General features: G+C 44.5%; 13 protein-coding genes. 7 read left to right on the forward strand and 6 right to left on the reverse strand.

The genetic code is table 11. The features are described 5' to 3' along the window. Positions 1 to 126: 126 nt before the first annotated feature. A complete protein-coding gene (gene suhB, locus IW644_RS09690; protein ID WP_269917420.1) occupies positions 127 to 903 on the forward strand; it encodes an inositol-1-monophosphatase in 777 nt (258 codons plus the stop codon). A gap of 204 nt (positions 904 to 1,107) precedes the next feature. Here suhB and secF read toward each other — a convergent pair whose 3' ends face one another. From secF to IW644_RS09720, 6 genes are all read right to left on the reverse strand, one after another. Next, on the reverse strand, positions 1,108 to 2,049 hold the full coding sequence (gene secF / locus IW644_RS09695) for a protein translocase subunit SecF (protein WP_269917421.1): 942 nt from the start codon (positions 2,047 to 2,049) through the stop codon (positions 1,108 to 1,110). A gap of 10 nt (positions 2,050 to 2,059) precedes the next feature. Further along, on the reverse strand, positions 2,060 to 3,904 hold the full coding sequence (secD, locus tag IW644_RS09700; protein ID WP_269917422.1) for a protein translocase subunit SecD: 1,845 nt from the start codon (positions 3,902 to 3,904) through the stop codon (positions 2,060 to 2,062). 55 nt (positions 3,905 to 3,959) lie between these two features. Then, the gene (yajC, locus tag IW644_RS09705; RefSeq protein ID WP_269917423.1) at positions 3,960 to 4,295 is read right to left on the reverse strand and encodes a preprotein translocase subunit YajC; all 336 of its coding nucleotides are present in this window, start codon (positions 4,293 to 4,295) and stop codon (positions 3,960 to 3,962) included. Between the two features lie 24 nt (positions 4,296 to 4,319). Further along, the gene (gene tgt, locus IW644_RS09710) at positions 4,320 to 5,432 is read right to left on the reverse strand and encodes a tRNA guanosine(34) transglycosylase Tgt (RefSeq protein ID WP_014950189.1); all 1,113 of its coding nucleotides are present in this window, start codon (positions 5,430 to 5,432) and stop codon (positions 4,320 to 4,322) included. Between the two features lie 175 nt (positions 5,433 to 5,607). After that, the gene (gene queA, locus IW644_RS09715; protein ID WP_269917424.1) at positions 5,608 to 6,654 is read right to left on the reverse strand and encodes a tRNA preQ1(34) S-adenosylmethionine ribosyltransferase-isomerase QueA; all 1,047 of its coding nucleotides are present in this window, start codon (positions 6,652 to 6,654) and stop codon (positions 5,608 to 5,610) included. 322 nt (positions 6,655 to 6,976) lie between these two features. Next, positions 6,977 to 7,261, reverse strand: coding sequence for a DUF6471 domain-containing protein (locus IW644_RS09720; RefSeq protein WP_269917425.1), 285 nt, complete (start codon positions 7,259 to 7,261; stop codon positions 6,977 to 6,979). 291 nt (positions 7,262 to 7,552) lie between these two features. On the opposite strand from IW644_RS09720, the gene IW644_RS09725 reads away from it, so the two are divergent. The 6 genes from IW644_RS09725 (at position 7,553) to IW644_RS09750 (ending at position 11,618) form a co-directional block, all read left to right on the forward strand. Next, complete coding sequence (locus tag IW644_RS09725) at positions 7,553 to 7,942, forward strand: DUF2170 family protein (protein WP_269917426.1); 390 nt, start codon at positions 7,553 to 7,555, stop codon at positions 7,940 to 7,942. Positions 7,943 to 7,966: 24 nt separating this feature from the next. Then, the gene (locus tag IW644_RS09730; RefSeq protein ID WP_118493215.1) at positions 7,967 to 8,647 is read left to right on the forward strand and encodes a PspA/IM30 family protein; all 681 of its coding nucleotides are present in this window, start codon (positions 7,967 to 7,969) and stop codon (positions 8,645 to 8,647) included. Between the two features lie 147 nt (positions 8,648 to 8,794). Next, positions 8,795 to 9,850, forward strand: coding sequence for a potassium channel protein (locus IW644_RS09735; RefSeq protein ID WP_269917427.1), 1,056 nt, complete (start codon positions 8,795 to 8,797; stop codon positions 9,848 to 9,850). Between the two features lie 11 nt (positions 9,851 to 9,861). Then, complete coding sequence (locus IW644_RS09740) at positions 9,862 to 10,506, forward strand: YjfK family protein (RefSeq protein ID WP_214996261.1); 645 nt, start codon at positions 9,862 to 9,864, stop codon at positions 10,504 to 10,506. 16 nt (positions 10,507 to 10,522) lie between these two features. Then, entirely contained in the window at positions 10,523 to 10,939 is a 417-nt protein-coding gene (locus IW644_RS09745) for a DUF350 domain-containing protein (RefSeq protein ID WP_269917428.1), read from the forward strand. A gap of 73 nt (positions 10,940 to 11,012) precedes the next feature. Beyond that, positions 11,013 to 11,618 (forward strand): DUF1190 family protein, encoded by a 606-nt coding sequence (locus tag IW644_RS09750; RefSeq protein WP_442864433.1) that lies wholly within the window; start codon positions 11,013 to 11,015, stop codon positions 11,616 to 11,618. Positions 11,619 to 11,620 lie beyond the last annotated feature (2 nt).

Here is an 11,620-nt window from a genome sequence, read left to right on the forward strand (position 1 = left end):
TCGCTGGTGGGAATTCATTTGCAACGCGCATAGATTCTGGTAGACTCCGCCCGTTTTCGTAAACAACTAGCTATTTTTTATACAGCTGGTTTGTTTCATTGGTCTTTTACAATTGGTGGTTTATCTATGCATCCTATGCTGAATATTGCGGTGCGCGCTGCGCGTGCGGCTGGAACAGTTATTGTTCGTGGTTTTGAAAAACATAATGAAGTAGCAACAGAGTCAAAAGGCTTAAACGACTTCGTTACTCAAGTTGATAAAGAAGCAGAGCAAGCAATTATTGCCAAAATTCAGCAGTCTTACCCGAACCATTGCTTCCTAGGTGAAGAAGCGGGTGAAGTTTTGGGCACAGAAACTGATTATCAGTGGATCATCGATCCATTAGATGGCACCACTAACTTTGTAAAAGGCATTCCTCACTTTGCCGTTTCAATTGCACTTCTTCACAAAGGTCGTCTAGACCAAGCGGTTGTTTTCGACCCAATTCGCAGCGAACTATTCACAGCGAGCCGTGGTCAAGGCGCGCAGCTTAACGGTTATCGTATTCGTGCTTCTAAGCCTCGTGACCTTTCTGAAACCATTATTGCTACTGGCTTACCTTTCAAAAACAAATCTCAGTTTGGCGAATACGCTTTAAGCCTAAACAAGATTTTCCACGAAGTGGGCGACATTCGCCGCGCAGGTAGTGCAGCGCTAGACCTTGCTTACGTTGCAGCTGGCCGCCACGACGGTTACTGGGAGCGTGGTATTAAATCTTGGGATGTCGCAGCAGGTGAGCTTATTGTTCGTGAAGCTGGCGGTTTGGTAACAGATTTCAAAGGCGGTAACGACCCACTTCACAAAGGCGAAATTGTTGCTGGTAGCGTAAAGGTTGTTCAAGGCTTAGTGAAGCATCTTAAGTAAGAAGCACCTTAAGTAAGAAGCACCTGAAGTAAGAAGCATCTTAAATAAGAGGCACCTTAAGTAAGTTTTTGTTACTCAGATTGGGACTGAACCCACGTTAGAACATTGAGTGAAGGCGCTATTAACGGCGCCTTTTTTGTGGCCGTTTGGCATAAAAAAACCGCATCATAGATGCGGCTTTTTGTGCGTATCACTAAGATAGGACTAAGGCATAGGATCTAAATCTGCGCCTTCCTTTTCCACTTGCGGTGGCATTAGGTCTTCTTTACTGATACCCAATGCAAGTGCCACTGAACTTGCGATATACACCGATGAGTAAGTACCTACCACTACACCGAACAGCAATGCCGTTGCAAACCCGTGAATAAGCGCCCCCCCCTTGTAGAATAACGCTACCAATACCAACACCGTGGTTAATGAGGTGATGATAGTACGGTTTAAGGTTTGCGTTAGTGAGATATTAATAATTTCAACAGGCTCACCTTTACGAATTTTGCGGAAGTTCTCACGAATACGGTCACACACAACGATGGTATCGTTAAGTGAATAACCAATTACCGCAAGTACCGCTGCAAGTACTGTTAGGTCGAACTCGATCTGAAGTACTGAGAACAAGCCTAGTGTAAGAATAACGTCGTGAGCTAGCGCCGATACTGACCCAAGCGCAAAGCGCCATTCGAATCGCATGGCTACGTATACTAAGATACACAGCAGTGCCACTAGCATCGCTAAACCACCTTGCTCCGTAAGTTCTTCACCTACGTTAGGGCCCACAAATTCGATACGACGCATATCAACCGCTGTACCGTCTGCGCGCAAAGCAGCAAGTACCTGCTCACCAATAGTCGCAGCTTTAACACCATCACGTGGCGCTATACGAATCAATACGTCTTGGCTACTGCCAAAATTTTGTACAATGGCGTCTTCGAAGTTCGATTCATTAAGCTGAACACGAATGCCTTCTAAATCGGCCGCGTCTTCATAGCCAACTTCTATAAGCGTACCGCCTGTGAAGTCTAAACCCCAGTTAAGGCTATTTACACCTAAAGAAACGAATGAGCCGATAATAAGAATTGTCGACAGTACCATCGCAGGAATGCGAAGGCGCATGAAATTAACGGTTTCGGATAATTTTAATAACTGCATTTTTTACTCCTTAAATCGCTAATTTCTCAAGACGTTTACCACCCCATACTGCGTTAACAATAACGCGAGTAACTAAAATAGCGGTAAACATAGACGTTGCGATACCAATCATTAGCGTAATAGAGAAGCCTTTGATTGGGCCGGTACCCACTGCAAACAGAATTAGACCAGCAAGGAAAGTAGTGATATTCGCATCCAAGATGGTGGAGAACGCGCTGTCGTAACCTTGATGGATGGCTTGTTGTGGACTGCGACCGTCACGAAGCTCTTCTCGAATACGCTCGAAAATTAGCACGTTTGCATCCACTGCCATACCAACGGTCAGTACAATACCTGCCATACCTGGTAACGTTAACGTTGCGCCTGGGATCATCGACATAATGCCTACAATCATGACTAGGTTAGTAATAAGTGCGATGTTCGCTACAACACCAAACGCTTTGTAGTAAATCAACATGAAAACAAGCACCGCTGCAAGACCATACATAATAGCCTGCATACCCAACTCAATGTTTTCTTTACCCAAGCTTGGGCCAACCGTACGCTCTTCAACGATTTGAATAGGCGCAATCAGTGCACCAGCACGAAGTAATAATGCTAAATCACGCGCTTCTTTCGGTGAATCAAGACCTGTGATTTGGAACTTACTGCCAAGTTGCGCACGAATAGTGGCAACTGAGATAACTTGCTCATGCTTTTCAAATACAAGTTTACCGTCATCATTTCGCTCACCTGTAGATTTGTACTCGATAAAGACCGTAGCCATTGGCTTACCAATATTGCCACGGGTTGAGCGAGACATTTTGTTACCGCCTTCAGAATCAAGCGAAATGTTTACATTTGGAAGCCCATACTCATCAACACCGCTATTCGCATCAATAATATGGCTACCGGTAAGCATAATACGCTTTTCAAGCAGCTGGGGAATGCCTTGCTGATCTTCAATCACTTGAGAGCCAGGGGGAACGCGGCCGTTCAATGCATCACGGATATCGTTCTTCTGGTCTACCATGCGAAACTCAAGTGTCGCGGTGGCATTAAGAATTTCTTTGGCACGAGCGGTATCTTGAATACCAGGAAGCTGAACAACAATACGGTCTGCACCTTGTTTTTGAACAAGAGGCTCAGCCACGCCAAGTTGGTTAACACGGTTACGAATAATAGTTATGTTTTGCTTAACCGCGTTGTCACGAATTTCTTGAAGCTTGCTTTCAGCAAAAATAGCGCGAAGCGTTAAGTCATCCACTTGGTTAAAAGTAAGGTCGCGACTTTGGTTACGCAGAAAGAACTCGGCTTTATCAAGTGCGTCTTCATCGCGAAAAGTAATATCGATATGATCGTCAACCTGCTTTACACCACGATAGCGAATACCTTCTTCACGTAATGAAGTACGGAAACCGCTCTCTGCATCTTCAAGAGACTTGGTAATAACTTCTGTCATGTCCACTTCCATTAAGAAGTGAACACCACCGCGAAGGTCAAGACCTAGCTTCATCGGCGCGCCACCTAAACCCTCAAGCCACTCTGGCGTGTCCGGAGCAAGGTTCATAGCAACGTAATAATCATCGCCAAGGGCTTTTTGTAATGTTTCGCGAGTAACTAGTTGGGTGTCTGAATCAGAAACGCGAACTAAAATTTGTTCACCTTCAAGTTCAACACGCTTTGGAGAGATGTTTTTTTCGCTTAGCGCGGCTTTCACTTGTTCAACAGTGGCATCTGTCACCACGGCATCACGGCCTGCTGAGATTTGTACGGCGTGGTCTTCACCGTAAATGTTAGGAAGCGCATAAAGTGCACACACTGCAACCACAATGAGTGCACTCAGTACTTTCCAAATAGAGTTTTTGTTTAGCACTGGATAATCCTTTCGTGCCAGTACCGGGAAGCGTCCCGGCCCCGGCTATTGTTACTTACAGTGACTTCATTGTGCCTTTAGGCAGCACAGCAGTTACTGAAGACTTCTGAACAACGATGTTGTTTGATTCGTTAAGTGCAACTTCAATGAAGTCTTTTTCTTCTGACACTTTAGTGATTTTTCCTACCAAACCACCTTGTGTTAATACTTCATCGCCTTTGCCTAGCGAAGAAACTAGGTTTTTATGCTCTTTCACGCGCTTAGCCTGTGGGCGGTAAAGCAAGAAGTAAAAGATTAAACCGAATACAGCTAGCATGATGATCATTTCCATGCCGCCACTTTGCTGTGCACTTGCAGACTGTGCGTAAGCGTTCGAGATAAATAGGCTCATAAAATTCCCCAAAAATTATCGTTGTTATAGTGCCGGAACCGGCAACCCTTTTTGTTCATAAAATTCTTGTACAAACTCGTCAAGCGTACCTGCGTCGATCGCATCGCGAAGACCCTGCATAACACGCTGATAGTAACGAAGGTTATGGATGGTGTTTAAGCGCGCACCCAATATTTCGTTACACTTGTCCAAATGATGTAGATAAGAGCGAGAATAGTTTTTACAAGTGTAGCAATCACAATTCTCATCTAATGGTGAGGTGTCATTTCTGTGCTTCGCGTTGCGAATTTTGACAACGCCTTCTGTCACAAACAAATGACCGTTTCGCGCGTTACGCGTAGGCATAACACAGTCAAACATATCGATACCGCGACGCACAGACTCTACCAAATCTTCAGGTTTACCCACGCCCATTAGGTAGCGCGGTTTGTCTTCTGGAATTTTTGGTGCGGTATGATCGATAATGCGGATCATGTCTTCTTTTGGCTCGCCTACTGAAAGGCCGCCAATGGCATAGCCATCAAAGCCAATAGCTTCTAAGCCAGCAAGTGAAACATCACGCAGCCCTTCGTACATACCGCCTTGGATAATACCAAACAGAGCCGCTGGGTTATCACCGTGTGCCTCTTTACTGCGCTTTGCCCAGCGCAGCGACATTTCCATTGAAACCCGCGCTTCTTGCTCAGTAGCAGGGTACGGCGTGCACTCGTCAAAAATCATTACGATGTCAGAACCCAAATCGCGCTGAACTTCCATCGACTTTTCAGGCGTAAGCAAAATCTTTTCGCCATTAATTGGAGAGCGGAACGTTACGCCTTCTTCAGTAATTTTACGCAAGTCACCCAAACTAAATACTTGGAAACCGCCCGAATCAGTAAGAATTGGCTTGTCCCAATTCATAAAGTCGTGCAGATCGCCGTGCTGGCGAATAATGCCAGTACCAGGGCGTAGCATTAGGTGAAAGGTATTTCCAAGACAGATGTGTGCACCGCTGTCTTTTAGTTCTTCAGGGGTCATTCCCTTAACAGTACCGTAAGTACCTACTGGCATGAACGCTGGAGTTTCGACAACACCGCGTTCAAACACCAAACGACCGCGACGTGCTCGGCCTTCGGTTTTTAACAACTCAAATTGCATGTGAAAGCATTCCCACTTTTACGCGCTTCTGCGCTGGGTATAAAAATAAATTGGCGGCGATTATACCAGTAATTTGGCTGAGATCATGCCCCGTATCTATGTTTATCTGTAACTAAACTAGAAAGGCCTGAAAAACACCGATTTAAGCGCTAAGAAGCGTAGACTAACGATGTGCTCAGGCGCGCTCAATAAACATAGAATCACCATAGCTAAAGAATCGATACTCTTTTTCTATCGCTTCTTGGTAGGCATTCATCACATTGTCTTTACCGGCAAATGCACTAATTAGCATCATTAGCGTAGACTCTGGAAGGTGAAAGTTAGTGAACATGGCGTCTACTACTTTAAATTCGAAGCCTGGGTAGATAAAGATTTCTGTGTCTTCGTTAAATGGCGCAATAAGCTCCCCGTCACCGCGTTCAGCGCTTGCCTTTGCCGCTGATTCCAAAGAGCGTACAGAGGTTGTACCCACTGCGATAACACGCTTTCCGTTAGCTTTTGTAGCTAACACAGCGTCAACGACTTCTTGAGGGACTTCTGCAAACTCCGCGTGCATTTTGTGCTCAAGAATATTGTCAACGCGCACGGGTTGAAAGGTACCCGCCCCCACGTGCAAGGTTACAAAAGCCAAATTCACGCCTTTCTCTTTGAGCGCCTCTAAGATGGCGTCGTCAAAGTGAAGCCCCGCAGTAGGTGCTGCAACAGCGCCTGGCTTTTGATTGTAAACGGTTTGATAGCGCTCTTTGTCTGAGTTTTCATCGGGGCGGTCAATATAAGGAGGTAGCGGCATGTGACCATGCGCTTCCAGCAGCGACAGTACGGTTTCATCGTGGTCAAACTGCAAAATAAATAGCGCCTCGTCTCGACCAGTAACCGTCACATTTACTTTTTCTTCAAGAATAAGCTTAGTTCCCGGCTTAGGTGCCTTACTCGCGCGAACGTGTGCCAGCGCAGTATTGTCTGACGTAATACGCTCAATAAGCACTTCTACTTGTCCGCCCGTTTCTTTTTTACCTAAAAGTCGTGCGGGAATAACTCGGGTATTATTGAAAACCAGCAAGTCGCCTTCATCTAAAAGTTCGACCATATCAGCAAACATACTGTGGCGAACGTCACCAGATTTTCCGTCTAGCTGCAAAAGGCGACTGGCTGAACGGTTTTCGGTGGGATATTTTGCAATTAGGCTTTCCGGAAGCGAAAAGCTGAATTCAGATAGTTTCATAGATAATAGATTCTTAATTTAAACGCAATTTATGTTGCTTTCTTTATGGTTTAACACAATATCAAGAGGAGGTAACTATACTAAAGTTGCGGAATTTCACAGAAACTAATGTCGACCAAAGTCTTAGAAATCCTACCTCTCAGCCTATAAGTATAGATATTAATACCCACTTATCGCTTAAAATACGCGCTAGTTGAATTTTGTACTAGCGAGCAAATGCTTAAACGATTAATATCTGCCCCAGATAGTGATGATGTTCTCCCATAACATTCCTTATCGTTCGTACCCGGCATTTGCTGGGTACTTTTTTATCTGCCCTATTCTACTCTTTCGAAACACTAAGATCAGTTAAGATTTCTTCTAAAAGCGCGGCATCTAGAGGTCGAGCTTTAAGCACGTATAAAATCTGAAGCAATAAATCGGCCCCCATAATACCTTTATTCACTTTATTCCTTAAATTGTCAGCGCTTTGATCCACACCAACTTCTTCAAGCCTTTGGCTTAGCGCTTGATATTTTACGCCGCGCACAGACATTTCAGATTTAACGACTCTTGCAACCGTTTGTCGCCATGCATTCTTCGCACTCTGCGTATTTCCTGTGTTCACACAGCCTCCAAAACCACACAAATGTGATATATATTTTACAAAAACACACTTTTTTACACTTATAGCATGCATTTAATGTTGACGATTATGGCACAACAGGTCTACACTGCAAGTCAAGATATTGGCGAAGACGTAAATAGTCGTTACAGTAACTGCGGTTGTTCTTTTGGTAATGCTTGGTTTTAAGTTTTGTGTTTCAACACCGATGTAAGCTAAGCAATGCGGTACAAAGCACCAAGCATACGACATTCGTTTTCAACATTATCGCTTTAATAACTAAAGGAGAAAGGTATGAGCTGGGAACTGGAAAGCATCGAAGCCTTATTTAAAGAGCACGATGACTTTGTGGTAACACATGAGGAAAACTGCTTACTTATTGCTAATCAAGACGGCATTGATGCATGGCTTGCAATTAGCGGTGAGCAAATTTTGGTAGAAAGTCTCTTGTTCGCCGCGTCGGAAGTAAAAGATAAGCCTGCGCTTGACCATGAAATACTGTCTACTCACATGGTGTTTCCTCTTACCACGGTAGGTATTTCAAATGTTGGTGGCGAAGAATATTACACCGCCTTTGGCGCTCTAAGTGCTCAGTCGAAAGCCGAAAGTATCGTTATTGAAGTGGAAACCTTGTTTCAAAATGTTGCATCTTTCTTAGATGCCTACGAAACACACCTTAACTAAAATTTACTTCTTAAGGAGAAGCGAATGTCAGTGTGGAAAAAACTAATTACTGCAGTAAAAGGTGGTGCTACCGAAGCTGCGCAGTCTGTTGCAGACAGTCAGGCGATTCGAATTTTGGAACAAGAAATCAGAGAAGCCAAAGAAGAACTACGCAAGTCTGATCATGCACGAACGCAGATTTTGGCGAAATGTAAACTTTCTCAACAAAAAGTAGATAGCTTTAACTCGTCAATAGCCGAGTACGAAGAGCATGCGCGTAAAGCGATAGATAACGATCGTCAGCTTGCTCTTGACTGTGCTCAGAAAGTGTCAGAGCTGAAAGAAGAACGTGAGCAAGAACAAACCTACCTTGATCAGTTCAAACAGTCTGAAAAGCAGCTGGCTAATAATATCCAGCAAGCTAAAGCGAACTTGCGTCGCTTAGAGCAACAAGTGGATATGGTCAAAGCTACTGAAAGTGTTCAAAAAGCGCAGGTTGCAGTATCTTCACGCCACATGGGCGCGAACAGCAAAATGAAGACAGCTACTGAGTCTTTGTCTCGCATTCAGGATAAGCAAAAGATGCGCAACGCGGAACTTCAAGCAGCAGAGGAACTGGCTAGCGAGGAGTCGAGCAGCGACTTAGAAAAACGCCTAGCAGAAGCGGGTATCAAAGGGGGTAAAACCTCAGCCGATGACGAGCTAGCTCGAATTCTAGGCAAGTAAGTTAAAAAATGGGAGCTAAAGGCTCCCATTTTTAATTCTTGTTACAATAATTCCTTGCATAAATCGCTAGATAACAACGACCTAATCTAGACAAATCAAGTACTTCAAGGCAGAGTAAGGACACGCATAACAAGGGCTGTTTGTTTTATGTCTCCATGGATTAAGCTGCGAAAAATCATGCTGCAATACTTTGCAGAGTCGCGCTGGTACACCATTGTCGGTGCGACCGCGTTTTACGCAGTAACAAGCTATTGGCTTCTTTTCGCTGCAGGCGAACACGACTTAATTGCTAAAACCGATTTTGTATACTGGTTAGCGGTCACCGCTTCAACGGTAGGTTATGGCGATCTCTCTCCCGTCACTCCAGCGGGAAAATTAATTGTTGCGCTTTATGTCATACCGCTTGGTTTGAGTATTTTCGCCATGGTAATTGGCCGAATTGCAGCTTGGGTTTCTTTAACGTGGAAGAAAGGATTGTTGGGTATGAATAGCTTGATGCTTAATGAACATATCTTGGTGATTGGTTGGAATGAGCAGCGCACCATGATGCTGCTTGACTTGATTCTTCAAGAACGAGATGCAATGTCTGAACGTCCTGACATTGTACTTTGCGTAAAAGCTGATATTACCAATCCTATGCCTGGCGTCATTGAATTTGTAAAAGTAGATTCGTTCAACAAAGACGAAGATATGGACCGCGCTTGTGTAAGCTCTGCCAAAACTATTGTTATCGATAACCCGCAAGATGATGTCACCATGACTACTGCGCTTTATTGTACCAAGCGTAATCCTGATGCTCATCAAGTGGCCTATTTCGACGATGACAGCTTAGTAAATTTGCTTCAGGACCACTGCCCTAAAGTGGAATGCACACCTAGTGTTGCAATAGAAATGCTGGTCAAAGCTGCATTTGATCCGGGTTCCAGTATGCTTCATCACGACTTACTAAGTATTGATGAAGGGCAAGCACAATTTTCAGTAAAAATACCGCAAAGTTGCCAAGCGATTTCCGTTGCCAAGTTATTTATCAATTTAAAGCGCAAACACGACGCCATCTTTATCGGTTATGCACCCAATGGCCTTGTGAAAGAAATGGTGGTGAACCCACCGTTAGACGCTACGTTAAACCCAGGTGACACCTTGTTTTACATCGCTGAGCGACGCATTAATGCAATAAACTGGTCGTCACTGGACGCTGATTAAGAGGCGTAAACATGTTTAGTAAACTATTTAAAAAATCAGAACCTAAAAAACCTAAATCGCCAGAAATAATGGGGCTTTATTTAGGTGGCTCTTTCGAGTTAGATAACTTAAAACTTTCCCTACTAGAGCCCGAGTTAACCATTGAAGGCGCTGCACGTTCTCAGTTAATTCAAGCGGTAGGTGAAGCCCCCTTAGATACTGGCGGCACTCTGCTTCGTTTTTACACTGACGATGATGGCTTTTTACAGGTGGTGACCGATGGTGGCCTATCAGAGAACCACATTACTGACGTGAAACTTTGGCACTTTTATGAGACAAAAACCATTGGTAACACTGCCCAGTGGAATGAATGTTTAAAGAGCGTAATCAGTCAGCCTACCTACGAGCTTGAGGGCAAGGTATATACCCGTGTATGGGGGGCTGTGGGCGACGAATCACCGCCAGTTGCCGTAACCGAAACGACCTACGAAGAAGACGGTGATGTCAGTAAAACAGATCAGTTTATGATGTTGTATGAACGTCCTATCAGTAACGATAGAGTTGAGACCCTGCTTGTTGTTGGTGAAGAAAAACAAGTGGGTAACAATTTAGACAGATGCTTAGTGATTTCTACAGGCTTCGATGTTGAGCCTGCAGACATCACAATAAACGGTTAATAAAAAAGGAATAACTATGGATACCATTATGCACTCTTTGGCCGGCCTGGATAACTTTGCGCTGTACTTCGGCCTATCGATTGTTTTCTTGTTTATCTTCAAATTGGTGTACGCCTTAGTTACACCTCATGATGAATGGAAGCTGGTAAAAGAAGAAAAAAATGTAGCTGCAGCTATTGGATTTGGCGGGGCTATTATCGGTTTTGCTATAGCGCTTGGCAGCGCGGCCTCAAACTCTGTTGCTGTGGTAGATTTTGCTATTTGGGCGCTCGTTGCGGTTATTGCTCAGTCTTTTGCGTTTGCCATATTGCGTTTCAGCTTTATGCCTAAAATTGCAGAACGTATTAACAATAATGAAGTTTCTGCAGGTGTAATGCTGGCCAGTATGTCCATTGCCGTAGGCTTACTAAACGCCGCTTGCATGACCTATTAAGGGGGCAGCAATGACTGATAAAAGCAACATAGAACGTCAAATTGTTGATAACCAGCAAAGTGAGCGGCCTGTTATGAAGCGCACTAAGCACATTAACCTTAATAGTATGCGTAAAGGTTTTAACGTTAAGCCTTTAGCGTTAGGCGTAGCTAGCGTCATCCTTAGTGGTTGCGGCGGTGAAAAAGAAGATGCCACTATTTACACATCGCTAGAAGATTGTAAGCAAGACTTCCCAGATGCGGTAGAGCGCTGTGAAGCTGCCTATCAGACAGCGGTGGATGAGGCTATGCGCACCAGTCCACGCTTTAGTTCTGAATATGACTGTGAGTACGAATTTGGCCCAAATCAGTGCCAATACGTAAACAACAGCAGCGGCAGCTTTTTCATGCCTTTCATGGCAGGCTATATGGTGAGCTCTTTACTTTCACCAAATCGCTACTACTCGCAACCCTTATATACTTCCTATTCATATAACTCACCGTTTCGTTCACGCTGGATAACGGCAGACGGCTATGTGTTCGATGGCGATATTCGAAAAAGAAATTACCGGGTAAATAAAAGCGTTTACAAACCAAAACCGACGGTGAACCGCACTATGAAACGAGGCGGTTTTGGCAGCAGTGTGCGCGCTAAGTCATCTTGGGGTAGCAGCAGCCGTAAAGGCGGCTGGGGCGGATAAGA

The sequence above is a fragment of the Alteromonas sp. PRIM-21 genome (assembly GCF_027563165.1).
Taxonomy (GTDB): domain Bacteria; phylum Pseudomonadota; class Gammaproteobacteria; order Enterobacterales; family Alteromonadaceae; genus Alteromonas; species Alteromonas macleodii_A.

What these genes read in the sequence shown, in the direction of transcription:
- suhB (WP_269917420.1), top strand. Translation starts at nt 127, where the DNA reads ATGCATCCTATGCTGAATATTGCGGTGCGCGCTGCGCGTGCGGCTGGA.
- secF (WP_269917421.1), bottom strand. Translation starts at nt 2,049, where the DNA reads ATGCAGTTATTAAAATTATCCGAAACCGTTAATTTCATGCGCCTTCGC.
- yajC (WP_269917423.1), bottom strand. Translation starts at nt 4,295, where the DNA reads ATGAGCCTATTTATCTCGAACGCTTACGCACAGTCTGCAAGTGCACAG.
- tgt (WP_014950189.1), bottom strand. Translation starts at nt 5,432, where the DNA reads ATGCAATTTGAGTTGTTAAAAACCGAAGGCCGAGCACGTCGCGGTCGT.
- queA (WP_269917424.1), bottom strand. Translation starts at nt 6,654, where the DNA reads ATGAAACTATCTGAATTCAGCTTTTCGCTTCCGGAAAGCCTAATTGCA.
- IW644_RS09725 (WP_269917426.1), top strand. Translation starts at nt 7,553, where the DNA reads ATGAGCTGGGAACTGGAAAGCATCGAAGCCTTATTTAAAGAGCACGAT.
- IW644_RS09730 (WP_118493215.1), top strand. Translation starts at nt 7,967, where the DNA reads ATGTCAGTGTGGAAAAAACTAATTACTGCAGTAAAAGGTGGTGCTACC.
- IW644_RS09735 (WP_269917427.1), top strand. Translation starts at nt 8,795, where the DNA reads ATGTCTCCATGGATTAAGCTGCGAAAAATCATGCTGCAATACTTTGCA.
- IW644_RS09740 (WP_214996261.1), top strand. Translation starts at nt 9,862, where the DNA reads ATGTTTAGTAAACTATTTAAAAAATCAGAACCTAAAAAACCTAAATCG.
- IW644_RS09745 (WP_269917428.1), top strand. Translation starts at nt 10,523, where the DNA reads ATGGATACCATTATGCACTCTTTGGCCGGCCTGGATAACTTTGCGCTG.
- IW644_RS09750 (WP_442864433.1), top strand. Translation starts at nt 11,013, where the DNA reads ATGAAGCGCACTAAGCACATTAACCTTAATAGTATGCGTAAAGGTTTT.